We start from the raw sequence: 17,599 nt of genomic DNA, 5'->3' as shown, positions 1-17,599 counted from the left end.
CGCCACTGTCTCCGCGCTGCAGCTTCGCGGGTACAAACTCGCGCGATTTGCTTCCATGCTGCAATGCACCCAGCTGTAAGATGGCGTCGCGTTCGTTTCGTCAGGCAGTGCGCAAAATCAGGATCTCGCCTTTGTTGCAATGACTTTCACGCCGGGATGCCACGCGCCGAGCAAAGGAGATAATCATGACCAGTGCCCAGTTCACCGTTTTTGCCGTCGAAGGCATCCCGGAGATTGTCCCAGGCGACGATCTCATACAACTTATCGGCGACCTGGTGGCGTTGGAGGACGGCGACATTCTAGCGATCACGTCGAAGATCGTGAGCAAAGCCGAAGGGCGATTTGCGGCGTTCGCAGATCGGGAAGAGGCAATAACATCGGAGACTGTCCGGGTGGTAGCGACGAGGGCCTATCCGGGTGGTGTTACGCGAATCGTCGAGAACCGATTCGGGATGGTCATGGCAGCGGCCGGCGTCGATGCCAGCAACGTTCCCGACGGACTGGTACTGCTGTTGCCAACAGATCCTGACGCGTCCGCTCGGCGTATCGCCTTGGCTCTCCGTGAGCGATTCCGCGTCTCAATTGGCGTCATCATCACCGACACTTTCGGGCGGCCCTGGCGCGAAGGCCAGACGGACGTGGCGATAGGTGCCGCGGGTTTGCGGGTACTCGACGATCTTCGCGGTACGCGGGACGCGGATGGACGAGAACTAAGCGTCACAATCGCTGCGACAGCCGACGAAGTGGCCGGTGCTGTGGATCTTGTGAAGGGTAAATCACGAGGATTGCCTCTGGCGATTGTTCGCGGACTGGGACATCTGGTTGGTGAAATGGATGAGCCGGGCGCCACTGCACTTGTACGCCCGAGAGAAAACGACATGTTCAGCCTCGGGACCGAGGAAGCGTGGGCGGAGGGTTTTGAGGCGGGGCGACGTGCGAAGGACTGACTGGACGGTGATCATCCCCGTCAAGGGAACACCACAGGCGAAATCACGAATGGACCCGATCCCCGGACTTCCTCTCGCGATCGCCCTCGACACCGTCGAAGCAGCCCTCGCGGCGGCAGAGGTATTGGTCGTGACCAGTGCATCGGCAGCAGAGTTGTTTCTGCATCTGGGCTCTCGTGTCGTCATAGACCATGGCGGCGGCCTCAACGCCGCCGCAAACCAGGGTCTGGCCGCGGCCAAAAGCGGAAACCGCGCAGTCCTCCTGGGAGATCTTCCCGCCTTGCAGCCTGGCGAATTGACGGAAGCGCTCGATGCCGCCCTTCAATTTCCCGGTACTTTTGTGCCCGATGCTGAGGGGGAGGGCACTACCCTCATCACGGCACGTGCTGGCTTCGCTCATCGTCCAGCCTTCGGCCCTCAGTCCCGGGTGGCGCATCAGGACTGGGGCTACGTCGAGCTCCAGGTCGATGTGCAATCGGGCCTGAGGCGCGACGTGGACACGCAAACTCACTTGCGGGGTATCCCCTCGGCTCGGCTGGGGGCCCGCACACGAGGGATACTCGAGGAGTGCAGCCTTCTAGGAGTTCAGCCCGACTGAAATTGCTGCGGATGCGAGAGCTGAGCTCGTATCCAAATCCCGCATCCACAGGGGGACAGCCGCCGCTCGAATTCCTGCACGCTCAATGTCGGGAGCAAGTGCAGCATCCGATTCATCGATCAGCCAAGCGTCGAGAAGCCCTCCACCCGAGCGAGAGCCGTATCTCAGCGCAACAGCGTCCGCGGCGGTCGCGACTCCGACCGCGCTGAGACAGGCGTCCGCCATGCCCCTGACGACCGAACCGGATATGATCGGCGAGACCCCGACCACCGGTGCGCGTGTTTCTGAGATCGCATCGGCGATTCCGGGCAGGGCGAGGATGGGTCCTATCGACACGATGGGATTTGATGGTGCGAAAAGGACGAGGCTCGAGGAACGAATGGCCTCCAGAACGTTAGGCGTCGGTCGTGCTTGTTCGACTTTCGAGTAAATAAATTCCGCGACCGGGAGCCGTGCCCTGTGACGCGTCCACCACTCCTGGAAATGCATGATCGCACCGTTGTCGGTTCGGACGTGAGTCTCAGTTTCGTCATCAGAGGCAGGAAGCAAAGTCACTCCAAGCGGCCACCGCGAGGTCAGCTTCGCTGTCACCTCGGTCAGTGTGAGGCCTTGTCGAAGCAGTTCGGTCCTCGATAAGTGGGTCCCAATATCAAGGTCGCCGAGAGTGAACCAAGGCCACCCAACTCCGTTGGCGCGCAATTCCGAACTTACCCGAGATGTGTCCCCAACGCGACCCCACCCTCGTTCCTCGTCTGATTCGCCCGCCAGCGTGTACATGATCGAATCCAGATCCGGCGCAATCCTGAGACCCGTCAGCCACATGTCATCGCTGACATTCACGATGGCGGTGATCTCGTCCTTAGGGGACGTCCCAGCCAAGGAACGTCGACATGCTTCGCGGACGCCGCGGATGAAGCGGGCGCCGCCCACGCCACCAGATAGAATCGTAATCCTCACTCAGAGATTCTATCGGCGCGCACAAACCGTGAACACACCGCGACGGCGAGACGGTGGCTGAATCGGCCTCTCGTGTTGCAGCCAACCGAAAATAGGGTCAGGAAGCCCAACTGAGTGCCTTGGGAAGTATTGGACCAGTAGTCCGGTGGTGTTGTCCTCGCATCCGCGTTGCCAGGGGCTTGTGGCATGGCAGAATCATAGGTCTTGTCAGTGGCGCTGCTGCAGGCCCTGCGTTTGGTCATTTCGGCGCCTGGTCCCAGGTCGGGGATACGGGCAGGTGCTCCGGCAGTGTACGCGTTTCAAGCAGCCCGTTGCCCGAATCTGCCGGTGGTCCACCGACAGGTGTTCAGCATCACATAATTGATGGTGTGTTCTGATAGCTCCTTGGTGCTCACGAACATCTGCTCGTTATCGTGGCACATTTAGCCAGCTCTGTTTGCTGGCACGAACCGAGATGGCGGAGTCCCTCGGGTCAGCTCCTTCTTGGCGCACGCGCAGGCAGTGAAGTTGTTTCTCCGATGGACATCACAAGGATTAGAGGCAAGGCTGGCATCGATGGCCCAGTTCGAGCCGGTGGAGCGCTCAGGCCTAGTTGCCGCGCTGACGCTGCCGATGCAGTACGCTGAAATACTCCTTAATTACCTCGGCCGAAGAGCGTTGCGGCGTATCAGCCTTCACAGTCCTCGCAGCCCGCGCCTTTCTCCCAGCAGGATTGTGCCAGCCGGCTCGATCGTCTGCGATTCCGTCTCAGCCCGAACTACTGGTATTCGCCACAATGCTGCCCGTCGGTCCAGAACACCCTGAAACTGTTCCTTCTCCGCCTATAAAACTGGCGCTTACGCCCAATCCCGGCAGCATTAGCCCACGTCTGGCCTGTAGTCCTTTTGATGCCGAGTTCGTAAGCCGCCACGGCGACAGTTCCTAGGCGACCACGGTGCCAAGGAATCCCGAATTCCGGCACCGCTATGGCCTTGAACTGATCGGCAGCAGGCTAGGGCAGGTGCAGATGCCCGGTCCGCCCTCCAGCTTGATAAATGCGACCGGCCTGGATACCAGGGGGGATTCCCTAGGTCGGTAAGCATGCCGTCGAGGATCTTGCGAAGTTGCCTGATGGAGGCCAGCAACACAGAAAGCGAAAGGAAAGGCATCCTATCGGCGCTGCGGTGTCGCTACGCCCGAGGGAAACCGCGACGCGCCACGCGGGTCGCACAGCGGCACCAATAGCTCTTGACAGTCTGTATCGTTGCAATGATCATAAAGGTAATACTGGTAATTTTGCCGTCAACCAAACACATTCGCGCGGAGGAGCCTGCGTTCTCCCGAACAATCTGAGGCAGTCCTCTGATCGTCGGCCGCGCACGAAATAGGAGCAATAATGACTGGTTTTTTGACCGAGCGCCTTTCAGGTATGCCCGTCGTTCAGATCGCATGGGTGGTCCGTGATCTTAAACAATCGATGTCGCAGTGGCTGAACCTTGGAGTCGGCCCGTTTTTCACACTCGACACTCAGGTGCCTGCGACGTACCGGGGTGAACCGAGTTCCCTCAGCATGGTGATCGGCCTCGCGCAGGCGGGACCGGTCCAGATCGAGTTGATCCAACAGACCAGCGACCAACCTTCCGCCTACACCGATGCGGAACCCTCTGGAGCGGCCGGCTTCCACCACATTTGTCGCGCTTACGGTGACTACGACGAGGCCGTCGCGAAACTTCAAGCGGAAGGATCCGTCCTCGTCACAGAAGGACAATGGGGCGAGGGGGGACCCCGCTTCTGCTACTTGGATGCGCGCGACACTGTGGGTTGCTTCATAGAAATTTGTGACGACAGCGAGGTGGGTCAGAAGATGTACAAAATCGTGCGCGAAGCCGCCGAGGGTTGGGACGGGACGGACCCGATCAGGAGCCTGGAGCCTCTTCTTTTCTGAGCGCGGCGATCTGCAGGGGCCCTCTAATGATGAACCGATCCCGGTTGTCTGCCACTTCTATGCGGATGACATCTCGAACGGGATGTCGGGTGAGGCTACCGAAGTAGCTGCCCGGCCTTGTGTTTATCGGGTGGTACGTCCCGATGGTCGAGTAGAGCGGCGGGTCTGATACCAGTCGATGCAGGCGAGGTCACCCATAGGACGTTGTTCGATGTTTGTAACGTCAGCCGCAGAAGGGACTGCAGTCACGGATCACTTCCGCTTCGAACAATGCGATTGGATCTCGGCGGGATTATTATCATAGGTGTCCGACGGATCGGAGCGACGCTGCGTTGGCCTCCAACACTAGGGTCTCTGCGAAATAAACCAACATGTACTGAGACTGGCGTCGCTGTAATGCATGAGTCCGCCGCAAGCGGGATGGTCTGGCGGTCACGCCGCCGAAGGCGCCATCCGGAGCGCCATTGTCACCCATGCTGCCTGCTTTGTGGTGGCGCCTGCCCACCGACGCCCGCTCGAATAGCAGTTGATCAGAACGTGACGCAGAAGGCCCGGACCAAGTCCTGAAATAGGCGAAGTTCGCGGCGTCGTTGTGTTCGGAGGGACCCCTGAGCTGGGGTCCAATAGGTCGGGACACGTCGTACCCCTGTCGGCGCAGCCAGGCGGTCATCCTCCGTCTGCCAACGTTCCCTCCGGTGTTCCGGTTTGGTTTCTAAGGCGTCATCGATGATCGCGTCGGAGCGGTGTGTTCGGAAGGTTTAGCGTTTTGCCACGCTCGATATGTCCGCGGAACGACCTGGATGGCCGTGCTCGAAATACACAGATCACATCATCCGTCCCCGCGCGGCCCATAGCTCGCTGCTGGTCGCTGAAGCCCAGGGACAGCGACGTCGGGGTCCCGTTCCCCGCGAAGAAAATTGTCCTGCTTTGACGATATTATTCGCCTCGCCGCAGTTCCCGCCCGGGTACACCATCCTCGACATCGACCCTTATGCAGTCGTGAGATTAGTCGCAAGGTAACAGTGCCACACCAGGGACGGTTGAAGTCGCGGTGGCTCGGATTCACCGTGGTCCAAGTCATTCGCAGTAAGTGGCAACCTTGTACTCACTTCGCCGAGGCCGAGGATGCGGAGAATAAGGTGCGCGAGCCCTGCACCCTATCCGATCCGCCCTGGCGGTGAAGGTGCTCAAGGAGCTCGAAAGCATCGAGGCGACCCCAGGTGGTCTTCCGGATGCAGTGCTTCGAAATCCCTAAGCAGCGGGTGCTGGCAGACTGGAGCTGTTCCGCAAGCACGGTGCTGCAAGGCTCCACCTGATCCCGGCTCTGAGGGACCGGCCGAGGGACAGGCCACACACAGGTGGTGTGGTCTGTCCCTCTCAGCCGGCCGGTATGGCCTTAGTCGCACGGAGGAGTGGGATACGCTAGCGTGCGTTGTCCTCCCGCGCATAGCCGAAACTACGGTTAAAGGGCGCCGGTTCGTACGGGGACCTGCTCATTAGACCTGACGGCTGAGTCAGTAACCAGCAGGTCAGCGAGTGCGATTGCCTGGCGGGTCGCGAACACCAGACGACGGGGTGCGTAGGCGTCGCCGAGCACGTGGACGTCGGGTCGCGCTGCAGCGATGCTGTTAAACGTAGCCGCGTCGGATTCCCCTCCACAGGACAGGACGACGTTGTCGAAGCCGCCGATCGAGGTCTCGACACGCGAATACAGGTGCCGCACGCGCACGGAGTCCCCCTCGATCCCGATGACCTGCTCCATCGTCCGGATCGTGACGCCGAGTGCGTCCAGTCGACCGAGCGCGGAACCGACGATGTACTTGCCTACCAGCTGGGCGGGGCCTTGCGTGGGGTAGAACATCGTGACCTTGACGCCCTGGACTGCGAGGTGCTCGGCGAGGGCAATCGGCGGCATATGGTCATCCTGCACCACGACGGCGACTGACTGTCCCGTCGTGGCGCGGCCGCTGATCACGTCTCGTGAGCGCAGCACGTGGTCAGCGGTGACACCGGCGATGTCGGGCACTCGTTCGACGGCCCCAGTCGCGAAGGCGAGAACTGTGCCTGTGGGGACGTCCTTCTCATCCCCGACCTCGAATTTCGAACCCAGCCGGACATCGATGCCGAGGTCATGCACTCGCTTGACCTGCCAGTCGAGGTAATCCCCGTACCGACCGAAGGAGGGCGCATTGGCCGCGATACGCAGCTGACCGCCCAGTTCCTCCGCGCGCTCGAACAGGGTCACCTTGGCGCCCGACTCGGCGGCCAGTGCCGCGAGCTCCAGTCCGGCAGGGCCGCCTCCGACGACGACGAGATCACGCGACATCCGCCGAACGCCCCACACCTCCTTGTATTCGCGACCAGCATGGGGGTTGACCGCACAGCCGAAGGGCAGCCCGTCCGTGTAGCGACGGTTGATGCATTCGTTACCACCCACGCACGGCCGAACGGACTCCGCCTTGCCGGCCTTCGCCTTGGCCAGAAGCTCTCCGTCGGCGATGTGCGCCCGAGACATGCCCACGATGTCCGCCTCGCCGGACTCGATGATGCGGGCCGCCACCTCGAGGCTGCTGACGAGTCCTGTGTGCACCACCGGCACGGACACCGCTTCACGGAAGCGGCGAGCGTATTGCGACCAGCCACCGGGCTCGTGGAAGTGGGGCTGGATGTAGCTGGGGTTTCCCCAGGGCGTACCGATCACCATGTGGAAGTAGTCCACCAGACCCATGGCATCGAGGGCACGGACGATCTCAAGACCGCCCTCGAGGTCGTATCCGTCGTCCTCGAACATATTCATCCGAACACCGAGAACCTTGTCGGGCCCGATCTCGGCGCGCATCGCCCGGAGGGTCTCCTCGGTGAACCGGAGTCGGCCGGCAAGATCGCCGCCGTACTCGTCCGTACGCTTGTTGGTCAGCGGCGACAGGAACCACTCGTGCAGGTCGTCGTGATTGGCGTGGAGCTCGAAGATATCGATGCCGGCATCGGCAGCGATTCGCGCCGAGTCGCCGTACTCCTTCACAAACTGCCGGACCTCGTCCCGGGTCAGCACATGCGGCATCTGGTTCGACCATTGGTTGCTCATGGTCGCCGACGGACTGTGCGGGTACCCGCCGATCAAGGTGAACTGCGCGGCGGCGAGCGCACCCGCTTCGTGCATCACTTCCACGAACCGCGGAACGCGCTCCGCATAGAGCGGGTTCCGGAAGATTCCTCCGGTCTCTGCGCTGAGTCCGGACGGCTCGAATCCGAGGTTGTAGAAGTTGCGCATCCGACCGGGGATTGTGGCCCAGGCGATGCCGGACTCCGCCCGGAGACGCAGATAGGCCAGGTTCTTCGCGGCCTCCTCCTCCGTGCCCCACAGGCTTCCGATCGCGGACTGGTGCGGCGACATCATGACGCGACTGCGCGCCACAAGGGGGCCCAGCTTAATAGGAGTGAACAGCTGCTCCAGGGCGTTGTTAGCCTTAATCTTAATATCCATTCCCATAGAATTGCATACTGCCTGATCCCGGTCAACGCCTCGCATCTGCTCAACGGCTTCGACTGCAGCTAGCCGTGTGGTCTACCTCTGTGCTCAATCGATCGAGGTGGGCATGGAGTTCAAGGCCGAAAATGCCGGCACACGTTGTTAAGGCTTCGACGATGGACGTTCCGACGGGGAGTAGCTCACGTCGCCGCGTCGCCGTCGGAGATCGTCCCTTTCGCGACCGAGCCCCTACCATCGCTGGACCGCTGTGCTGCTGGATGCCTTCAGCATATTTCTTCTAGGTATTAATTCGTATGAATACGGTAATCTAGGGCAAAGGTGGATTCGTCTGAAGTCGACGATGCCCAGTCTTGCATTGGCGCTTTGTGACAACAGCCGAAGGGTTTAGGCCGCCTAAATGCTGGGTATTTCGAATGAACTTCTTGCGGCAGGCTGTTGGTGTCGAAGCATTACGGGCGACATTTCGGTATCGCTGGCTGGTTCAAGCGTAGGTTCCAAGTGAAAGGCGCTGCAGATGACGTTTGTCCACGAGACCCCAGCGGCCAAATTAAAGAGCGGGGCCGAGGGTCTGTCAGAGTTCATGCGTGAAGTCGGCGGCAATCTTCTGACGCCGTCGGCTGGTGGCTCACTCGTGGGGGGCGCTGGCGATGACCCCAATGACCCCCGGCGCAGCCGCCATGGAATGGGCACGGTTGTATGCAGGCAGGAGAAGCTGATATCCCGAAGGCAAGATCGCGTGCTTCTCCAGAGCGCCTCCCGAATGGACCGCGAGACCGTAGTGCTGTTCCCCAGCGAGGGCGCACATCTCGTCGTCGTTATCAGCGGGGCCAATACCAAAGTACTCCCGCCCGGATCGAGGTCGATGTGGCGGCCGCAGACCTCGCTTCCCTGCCCTTGATGAGGTCACTGCTGGGAGACACCGGGAATAGCGCCGTGGCGCCACGAGCTCGCGGCTTCAGCCGCCAAGTAATCCGGCCCGGAGCAGAACCCAGGTCTCCTACAAGTACTAGATAACGAATGGTGCGAAGGCAAGCATGCAAAAGTAGGTCGAGGAGAGGAAGCATTGTCGAACGTGGCAGTTGAGCAGACAAATACGCTATGGACGAAGGATTTCATCCTGGCGCTGGTCACAAATTTTTTCATTACGATGGTCCACTACCTCCTGATAGTTTCGATGGCGCTCTACGCCGGTGAGCGGTTCGAGGCGTCGGACAGCGTGGCGGGCCTGGCGTCCAGTTCCTTTATCATCGGCTCGGTGGTGGCTCGGCTATTTGCCGGCAGGCTCATGGAGGTCGTGGGGCGTAAGCGGATGCTTATCGTGAGTCTCGCGGCCTGTACGATCTTGTCCTGCCTTTACATTCCCAGCGGCTCGCTCGGACTGCTGCTGACACTGCGGCTGCTGCACGGCATGGCCTTTGGGGCGGGAAATACCACACTCGCTGCCGGGGTGCAGGGGCTCATCCCGCCAGCGCGGCGCAGCGCGGGCACCGGCTACTTCGGAGTTGCCACAACGAGCTCGACCGCCGTCGGTCCGTTCTTGGCTGTGGTGCTCTCTGCGGGCGGCAACTACCATGGCATCTTCTGGTTTTGCACCGCGTCCTCGATCTGTGCTCTGCTGGTGGGATTGCTAGTCCGCCTGCCCGGCGCCTCCCCTGTTCTTGCATCGAGTCCATCGGCTCCGGCTCCGTCTCGGATGGGCAGGAGGCGCCTCAGCCTGACCTCATTTGTGGAAAAGGACGCCCTACCGATTTCGGTGGTCACGCTGCTGGGCGGCTTCGCCTACTCCGGTATCGTCGCGTTCCTGACCTCGTACACGCGGGAACAAGGGCGGGATTCCATGGCCGCCTTGTTCTTCCTGGTCTACGCCATCGCCGTCCTTGTCGCCCGGCTCGTCGTCGGACGAATTCAGGACCGCCGCGGTGACAACATAGTCATGTATCCGATGCTGCTGATATTTGCAGTGGGCCTGGCGCTGCTGGCGTTCCAGCCCGGCGTCCTCACGATCATGTTCGCGGCGGTGTGCAGCGGCCTGGGCTTCGGCGGCCTGATGCCCAGCGTTCAGGCCATGGCGGTCAAGGCTGTGCCCGAAGCGCGGATCGGCCTGGCTATCTCCACCTTCTACGTGCTCCTGGATGTCGGTGTGGGCTTCGGCCCGGTGCTGCTGGGCGCTTTCCTCCCGCTGACCGGATTTGCCGGAATGTATGCGGCCCTGTCCGCGTCTGTGGTCCTCACGATCGGGGTCTACCTCCTAGTGCACGGGCGGAAGCCGGAAGCCCGTCGGCCCGTGGGTGCTCATGTGGGGGGTGCCGCTGCTGGGGTCAAGTTGTAGCGGCTGCCGACGGGCCGGCTGGAGTTGGTGATGACGTAAGCGGCGATTTTAGGGGCTGCGGAAGCATCTGCTCAAGGCTTATCCCGTGGAGCGCGCTGTAGAAGCGAGGCGTGTGGGGGACGTTGAAGGCAAATGCCTTGGTGGCTGCGGCCAGGACAAGGAGGGGCACCCGCTACCCATCGTCGATCGTTCGTTCATCATCGAGGCAAGCATGAACCTGGGAGACCGGGCAACTGCCGGATACTGTCGCCGACATGTTTGATGCGAAGCGAAGTTAGGGTCAGGAAACGAGTCATCAACAAAACGAGGGGCGGCATCGCCGGCTGGCGCGAACAGTCCCAGCCCGTACTGTTCCATTAGGAACTTGCCGAAGCCCAGATCCACGATGTTGATCTGTCCTTTGAAGGCCAGCCTCTTTCACAGCCCCGGTAAGGCCGTGCGAGATGTTGGGCGAGTACGCCGACAGGAGGAGGGTCGTATCCGGGTGGGCCTGCAGATAGGTCTGCGTCTTCTTGAACGCATTGGCCGCAGTGTAGTCGGTATATACGGGTCAATTGTGTAGTCCACATTGTCCTCCGCGAACGTCCTAATAGGGACGTCTACGATGCTCTTGGACCGGCAGGCCCATAACGAGCCCGACCTTTGCTCGCCCGGTTGGCCTTTGCCGATGCGGCGAACCAACTGTCGATGAACAAGCCGGCGCTGTTACTACCCACGAGGTTCAAAATGTCCGCCGCCCAGATCTCAACAGCGATTTGCAAAGGGCCGAACCATCGTTGGGGCCTCTAACAGCGCGTCAAAGTTGCCCGGTTACAGTGCGGCCTACATCTGGTTGAGCTGTTTGCTGGGGGTCCTGTGCCCCGTCGAACACGGTGATATGAATGCCGAGCTCCTTGGCCGTCTTTTCCGCGGCGTGCACCTGCGCCTTACACGACAGTGAGCAGCATCACTGTCGATACGGCAACCAGCATTATGCGCGACTCGTTGTTTGCATTCCGTGCGAAACTGGCTGGACCAATGCAGGGCCGTTCCCGGGTATTACAACGTTTTTCCCCACATATCAAGAGCGGCGGAACGGCACCCCCCCACGGATCACCACGTGCGCCGACAAAATGGATCAACGGGACCTCAGTCGGATGCCCGCTGACCAGGCTCCGGACACCAGGAACGCGATCGCGGATTCTTCTCCGCTATACGTCGAGTACGGCAGGTAGGTGTTTGAAGAAGCTTTCGAGAGCACGTCACGTCCCAGAGTATAGGCGTCACCGGCCGAGCTTTATCGTCTACGAGCTCCCGCCATAGCAGAACGCGCCCCTTGACAAGATGCTGGTGTCTTCCCCTTGACGAAGGTACGCCAGGCTCAGCTTAAACACCCCTCCAAGGATGACCATATGACCGCAGTTCACCAGCTCCTGGCGACCTCTTGAAGTCCCTCACGCGGAGGCGTCGGCTGCCACACTCCCAAGGCAATCGTAGGGCCTAACGATTTGCGGCAGCAGACTTCGCCAACTTCGTTGGGCTCCAGAGCCCTGCGACTCTGCAGGCCGCGGGCCTTTTAGGAAATCTGCGCCCGCCAACGATTCCCGGCGTTGAGGTCCTTCATCGAGGCGCTCATCGACGTCGCTAACCCAGTGGGCTACACACAGGTATACGACGCGACAGCGGCAGCCGGGTCAGCGGTAATGGCCGGCCACATCAGCTTGACTCTCACGCCCGGGAGGCCAGTTGTGCACTGTTCATCTATTGGAGGCCTTGCAGCAGCAGGCCGAATGGGAGCATGTTACGCGGAACGGGATCGTCTGGATGCTTAGCGTTGCAAGCTCATCCTCGCGGCGGCTGGGATGGCCAGCATGACCACCCGCACCCCGTCCCGCGGCGCCCAGTCGACAAAGACATACGCAAATATCCCAGAGCCGCCGTACCAAGCTCGTCGACATCAAAGTTCTGGGGGAGGCCCTTCGATGTAGGCCGCACCTGGAGAAGCTGGTTGGGATGAGCGTGACGGTTCCGCTGCGTGTGCGATTTCTGCCCTAACCCGTGCCGACTTGAATGAGGATCTTTCCGGCTGCGCGGCGCTCGTCGAGGCTCGCGATGGCTTGCAGGGCTCGATCGAATGGGACGACGTCCCCAATTACCGGGTCGAACCTGCCCGATTGGATCTCGGGCAGTAGATTCATCCACTGCTCATGGGGGGAGATCCGTCCGTTTGCCATAAGTCCGCCCCAGCCCACACCGACCACCGCGATGTTGTTGAGGAGAAGACGGTTTACCTTCACGGTGGGGATGCTCCGACCGGCGAATCCGAGCACCAATAGCCGTCCATTCGCCGCCAGTGATCTCAGCGAGTCTGTGAACCGGTCACCGCCAACGGGATCGAGCACCATATCGATTCCGCGGCCACTCGTTATTTGCCGGATCTCCTGGAGGAATCCGTCGGGATGAATCACGACGTCAGCCCCGGCGCCGCGGGCGACGACCTCCTTGGCGGGGGTTGAGACCACCGCTATCACCCTCGCTCCAGCCAGCTTGGCACGCTGGATGAGCGCGACACCCAGTCCTCCCGCAGCACCGTGTATCAAAACGGTTTCTCCGGCGCGCAGATTGCCTCTTTGTTGCACGGCGAAGTCAGCGGTCAATACGTTCATCGGCATTCCCGCGGCGCGCAGGAAGTCTACCGAGTCTGGCAGCGGGAGCACCTGTTTCTCGTTTGCCACCGCATATTCGGCGAATGCCCCTGCGGGGCCGATCGCCGCCACTCTGTCACCGACGGCGTAAGGTGACATGGCGGGTGCACCCACTATCACTCCGGCGAACTCGCACCCGACTGTGAACGGAAGGGGGATCCGTAATTGGTAGTCGCCCCGTGTCTGCAGGACATCGGGGAATGTCACACCCGCCGCCTCAACGCGGATGAGCACTTCGTCGTTCGCGGGCACGGGTAGGGGAACTTCGTCCAGCCTCAGGGCGTGCGGTCCGCCATGTGTCGTGTTGCGGACAGCGCGCATCACTTTAGGGTGGATCATCTTGCCAAACGTCCCTTCGTGGTTGAGCGTCAGTCGACTGCGTCTGCGCTTCACCGCCAGACGGCGGGTAGGAGGCCCGGCTGAGGGTAAACCAGCCACACCCTATTCATTCTAATGAGTGTGAATTTTAGACTGGATCAGTTGGTGCACCTCCGAGCAGCTCCTACTGTCTATACAACAACTGCGCGCTATACAACAACTGCGCGCGCTACACTCTCCGATTCCACAAGAAGCCAATCCCCTCGAAGAGCCGAATTTTGGCCGCAAGTTGATAGACGGCGGGATATCCCAGGAATACATTCGGGGAGAGCAGGCTCGAGATAGGTCACTAGCCAGGCGACGGGTCTGACGATAAACCCGTAACTGGTGCCACGGGACGCCCGGGGGTCGTACCCACCAAAGCCAGGGCGATCGGCTTCGCGGAGCCCGAGTGGCAAACACCATCACGACATGCTTGGCACAGATGTCCCACAAGTGCGTCGGACATGCGGACGAGAAGGATGCGGATTCGGCATCACCCGGGGCGCTCCGTTCGGATGATCTCCATCTCGAACAGGGGCTGCAATTCACGGACCGTTGACGACGGGGTGAAGGGCGGATAATCTTCACTAAAGAGGCGGTTCATACCTATGAATGACAGGAATGCAATCGACAGCCTTAGAACGTAACTGTCGACGGCGGCAAGAGGCTGCCACCCACGTGGACCCCGCCCCCAAAGGAAAGGTCATGGACATTGAGGTTCAAGCCGATTGAAGACCACACGACGACAACCGACGGGAAGCAGAAACGGGATTCAGGCGCTAAGCGCGGCCATGTGCTTCTTAGCGCTGTCAGCCTGATGGCCGGAGCCGCGATCGTGCTCGCGGGTTGCAGTGCGCGCAGCCAGTCAGCTCCGGACAACTCCGCCGGACCTGATTCGACCGCAGAGATGGACAGGGCAGCGACGTTTGTTTGGGGAGCACCCGTGGCACCGACGATGCTGGATCCGCATAAGACGCCGAATTCTCAGGACGCCTTGTATCTACGTCCCGTCTACGACACGCTCGTCTCAGTGGGCAACGATGGGACGCTGTCTCCGCAGCTGGCGAAGGAATGGAAGTTCACCGACGATTCCACGCTGATGATGACACTGCGGGAAGGCGTTACGTTTTCCGATGGTGAGCCGTTTGACGCCGAGGCGGTCGTGGCAAATATCGAGGCGGGGAAGGCTGGCGGCCCGCAGCAGCAGGCCGCACTTGCCTCGATCACCTCCGTCAAAGCTGCTGACACCGCGACCGTGGTTCTCTCCCTGGGGGAAAAGCGCGGAACTACTCTGGGTCAGCTCGCGACGATGGCGGGCATGATGGTCAGCCCCAAGGCGATCAAAAGCGGCGATCTGGCCTCGACTTCGGCCGGGACCGGCCCGTACCAGATCACCTCGGTCAGGCCGGATGAGGTCGACTTGCAGCGCTCGGAGTCCTCATGGGTGAAGGATCAAGCGGGTGCTGCGGTGCTGAAAATGAAGGTCGTACCGGATCAGCAGTCGCGACTGAACCAGCTTAAGTCCGGGGAGATCACGGCAACGAACACGGACCTGAAGTCGTTCAAGGCACTGGGACCGGGCTTCCACAAAGCAGCTGCCGCCGAATACGGACAGCTCGTCATGCCGATAAATCAAAATGGCGTGTTCAAGTCAGTTGATGCTCGACGAGCCGTTGATCTGGCGATGGATCGAGCGGCGGTATTGAACGCGACCTACGGTGAGGGCGAGCCGAACGTCCAGCTGTTCCCGAAGAGCCATCCTGTGTTCGTGCCTGATCTTGAGCACGGTGCTGATGTGGAGGAGGCGAAGCGGTTGGCGGAAAGCTCCGGCCTCGCCGGCAAGACGATCCGGCTCCTGTCGTTGAACGTCTCCACCACCATGGCCGTGTCCGAAGGCGTCGCAGGAATGCTGGAAAAGGTCGGGGCGAAGGTTGAGATCGTCCCGGTTGAGGCCACGGTCCACACGCAGGAGTGGGGAACAGGGAAGTACGACCTCACCATCATCTACAACCTTGGGCACCCGGACCCTGCCGTTCTCTTCCAGAATCTGATCGGCGAGAACGCGGTGCTCAACCTCAACGGCGCTCCGCCCGCATCAGTTGCAGAACCCCTCGCTGCGGCGCTCAACACAGCACCCTCGGAGGAGCGCACCAAGACGCTCCAGGCTGTGGCCAAGGCCATCACCGAGGATGAAACGGTGCTTTCGGTGATGCACACCGCGATTCAGGTTGTCGGCGGGAAGTCCGCCGTGGGTCTCCGCCCGTACCAGACCGGTCTCCCGTCCCTGCGGGGTGTTGGGGTGGCTGCCAAGTGACGACTATGACACAAGTTGGAGCCAGGCGGTTCGGGTTACTTCGCTGCATGGCTCGTTCAATGGTGGAGCGACGCGGCTGGACGGGCCCTCGGAGCGTCCAGTGAGCAGCCACGTCTGGGCTATGGTCGGGAAGCGACTTCTGGCCACAGTCCCCATACTCGTCATGGTTTCGTTCGTGGTCTTTACCATGACGTACTTGATTCCTGGCGACGCTGCGGCGGTGATCGCAGGCGAATCGGCCACCAGGGAACAGGTGGAGGCCGTACGGGGGGAGTTGGGTCTTAACGACCCGTTCATCATCCGTTACCTCGAGTGGGCGGGCGGCGCCATTCGCGGAGACTTTGGGTTGTCCATAAGCCAAGGAAGGCCTGTAGGCGTCCTGATTGCCGAAGCACTTCCGGCAACAATGCAGTTGGCTGTGGGAAGCATGCTGATAGCGGTGTTCCTAGGCCTGCCGCTGGGGATGATCGCAGCTTCGCAGCCCGGGTCCTTATGGGACCGGGGGAGCGTCGTTTTGGCATCAATCGGACTCGCTGTGCCGTCGTTCTGGCTTGGAGTCATGCTCGTCGCTGTCTTCTCCGTGACTTTAGGTTGGTTGCCGACGGCGGGTTATGTGCCTTTGACTGAAGGCTTCGAGGAGTGGGCGGGACATCTTGTGCTTCCGGTTGTTGCCCTCGGCGTGACGGGAGCGGCTGAATTGATGCGTCAAACCAGGTCATCGCTCTCGTCGGTCCTACAGAACGATTACATCCGTACTGCCCAGATGAAAGGTCTTCCTCCGCGAGTGGTGGTTGCCAAACATGGAATGAAGAACGCTTCGCTCCCAGTGGTCACCGCGTTCGGTCTCCAAGCAGCAGTGATTCTCGGCGGAACGGCGGTCATCGAGTCGGTGTTCGCGATCTCCGGCGTCGGACGATTGGCGGTGGCGGCCATCTCAACTCGCGACATGCCGGTAGTCCAGGGTGTGGCCCTTCTCGTGACAGTTATGGCGGTTACCGTCAATCTCCTGATGGATCTGGTGACTATGTACCTCAACCCGAAGCTGGACCTCTCGTGATACCGGAGATGGCCCCGGAGGGCCCGACAACCGATGAAGCGGTCCCAGCAACAGCGGAACGTAGCGATGCCGCGGTAGTGGGTGAGCGCCCGCTACGTCGATTCATCCGCCGCTTCCGCCGCGAGCGGCTCGCGGTGGTGGCTCTGATTGTGCTGGCCCTGTTCGTGGCAGCTTCCGCTTTGGCCCCTGTGCTTGCGCCCTACGACCCCAATGCCCAGAACTTGGCGAACCTGCTTGCACCCCCCGGTTCGGAGGGCCACCTGCTCGGGACAGATCATCTCGGGCGGGACATCGTGAGTCGTCTGTTGTACGGAGGCCAGGTTTCGTTGCTTGCCGCAGTGCAGGCAGTAGCCGTAGGCGCTGCCCTCGGAGTGGTACCCGGTCTCTTGGCCGGATATCTGGGCGGACGTACCGACTGGTTGATCATGCGGGTAACGGACACAATGATGTCGTTCCCGCCGCTGATCCTGGCGATGACTGTTATCGCGGCATTGGGGCCGGGACTCGTCAACGCGATGATTGCGATCGGCATCCTGTTCGCGCCGCGGTTCTTACGCATGGCCAGGTCGGCGGTTTTGGCGGTACGCGAAGAGGTCTTCGTAGAAGCGGCGCGGTCGATGGGAATTCCCAGGTGGCAGATCATGTCTCGACACATCGTTCCGCACACGGTTGCGCCGCTCACGGTGACTGTATCCGTGCTGGCAAGCCACGCGATGTTGGCTGAGGCCGCACTCAGCTTCCTCGGACTCGGTGTTCAACCACCCGATGCGAGTTGGGGCGTGCTGATCGCCATCGGGTACCAGAACATCTTCACCGCGCCGGACATGATTCTCTGGCCCGGTCTGTGTATCGCTGTAGTCGTGTTGGCGTTCAACCTCTTGGGTGACGGCATTCGGGACTCCCTGGGTCGCGAGACCCGGCACCCGGTGAAGGAGTAGT

Annotated in this window: 10 protein-coding genes; 7 read left to right on the top strand and 3 right to left on the bottom strand. The window is 61.0% G+C overall.

The window, feature by feature from the left end; translation table 11 throughout:
* The first annotated feature begins 185 nt into the window (after positions 1–185).
* Together QRN11_RS15535 and QRN11_RS15530 are read left to right on the top strand one after the other, a co-directional pair.
* Positions 186–947, top strand: coding sequence for a coenzyme F420-0:L-glutamate ligase (locus tag QRN11_RS15535; RefSeq protein WP_285313481.1), 762 nt, complete (start codon positions 186–188; stop codon positions 945–947).
* A gap of 7 nt (positions 948–954) precedes the next feature.
* On the top strand, positions 955–1,545 hold the full coding sequence (locus tag QRN11_RS15530; RefSeq protein ID WP_285313480.1) for an NTP transferase domain-containing protein: 591 nt from the start codon (positions 955–957) through the stop codon (positions 1,543–1,545).
* On the opposite strand, the gene cofD is transcribed toward QRN11_RS15530, so the two are convergent.
* The gene (gene cofD / locus QRN11_RS15525; protein WP_285313479.1) at positions 1,525–2,502 is read right to left on the bottom strand and encodes a 2-phospho-L-lactate transferase; all 978 of its coding nucleotides are present in this window, start codon (positions 2,500–2,502) and stop codon (positions 1,525–1,527) included. The genes QRN11_RS15530 and cofD overlap by 21 nt on opposite strands.
* A gap of 1,375 nt (positions 2,503–3,877) precedes the next feature.
* On the opposite strand from cofD, the gene QRN11_RS15520 reads away from it, so the two are divergent.
* On the top strand, positions 3,878–4,426 hold the full coding sequence (locus QRN11_RS15520; RefSeq protein WP_285313478.1) for a VOC family protein: 549 nt from the start codon (positions 3,878–3,880) through the stop codon (positions 4,424–4,426).
* Between the two features lie 1,462 nt (positions 4,427–5,888).
* On the opposite strand, the gene QRN11_RS15515 is transcribed toward QRN11_RS15520, so the two are convergent.
* Positions 5,889–7,910 (bottom strand): FAD-dependent oxidoreductase, encoded by a 2,022-nt coding sequence (locus QRN11_RS15515; RefSeq protein ID WP_285313477.1) that lies wholly within the window; start codon positions 7,908–7,910, stop codon positions 5,889–5,891.
* 1,078 nt (positions 7,911–8,988) lie between these two features.
* Here QRN11_RS15515 and QRN11_RS15510 point away from each other — a divergent pair.
* Complete coding sequence (locus QRN11_RS15510) at positions 8,989–10,245, top strand: MFS transporter (RefSeq protein ID WP_285313476.1); 1,257 nt, start codon at positions 8,989–8,991, stop codon at positions 10,243–10,245.
* Positions 10,246–12,275: 2,030 nt separating this feature from the next.
* Here QRN11_RS15510 and QRN11_RS15505 read toward each other — a convergent pair.
* On the bottom strand, positions 12,276–13,268 hold the full coding sequence (locus QRN11_RS15505) for an NADPH:quinone oxidoreductase family protein (protein ID WP_285313475.1): 993 nt from the start codon (positions 13,266–13,268) through the stop codon (positions 12,276–12,278).
* Positions 13,269–14,001: 733 nt separating this feature from the next.
* On the opposite strand from QRN11_RS15505, the gene QRN11_RS15500 reads away from it, so the two are divergent.
* The 3 genes from QRN11_RS15500 to QRN11_RS15490 all read left to right on the top strand — a co-directional run bounded on the left by QRN11_RS15500 (position 14,002) and on the right by QRN11_RS15490 (position 17,598).
* Positions 14,002–15,603 carry an ABC transporter substrate-binding protein gene (locus QRN11_RS15500; RefSeq protein WP_285313474.1) on the top strand — a complete coding sequence of 534 codons (1,602 nt, stop codon included), beginning with the start codon at positions 14,002–14,004 and terminating at the stop codon, positions 15,601–15,603.
* Positions 15,604–15,703: 100 nt separating this feature from the next.
* Positions 15,704–16,660, top strand: coding sequence for an ABC transporter permease (locus tag QRN11_RS15495; RefSeq protein WP_285313473.1), 957 nt, complete (start codon positions 15,704–15,706; stop codon positions 16,658–16,660).
* 77 nt (positions 16,661–16,737) lie between these two features.
* Positions 16,738–17,598 carry an ABC transporter permease gene (locus QRN11_RS15490; RefSeq protein WP_285313472.1) on the top strand — a complete coding sequence of 287 codons (861 nt, stop codon included), beginning with the start codon at positions 16,738–16,740 and terminating at the stop codon, positions 17,596–17,598.
* Position 17,599: the final 1 nt, after the last annotated feature.

The sequence above is a fragment of the Pseudarthrobacter sp. fls2-241-R2A-168 genome (genome assembly GCF_030209335.1).
GTDB lineage: Bacteria > Actinomycetota > Actinomycetes > Actinomycetales > Micrococcaceae > Arthrobacter.
The sequence above is the reverse complement of the archived record's forward strand: the minus strand, read 5'-3'. Positions and strand labels throughout refer to the sequence as shown.

Coding starts and splice junctions, on each gene's coding strand:
- QRN11_RS15535 (WP_285313481.1), top strand. CDS start 186: ATGACCAGTGCCCAGTTCACCGTTTTTGCCGTCGAAGGCATCCCGGAG.
- QRN11_RS15520 (WP_285313478.1), top strand. CDS start 3,878: ATGACTGGTTTTTTGACCGAGCGCCTTTCAGGTATGCCCGTCGTTCAG.
- QRN11_RS15515 (WP_285313477.1), bottom strand. CDS start 7,910: ATGGATATTAAGATTAAGGCTAACAACGCCCTGGAGCAGCTGTTCACT.
- QRN11_RS15505 (WP_285313475.1), bottom strand. CDS start 13,268: ATGATCCACCCTAAAGTGATGCGCGCTGTCCGCAACACGACACATGGC.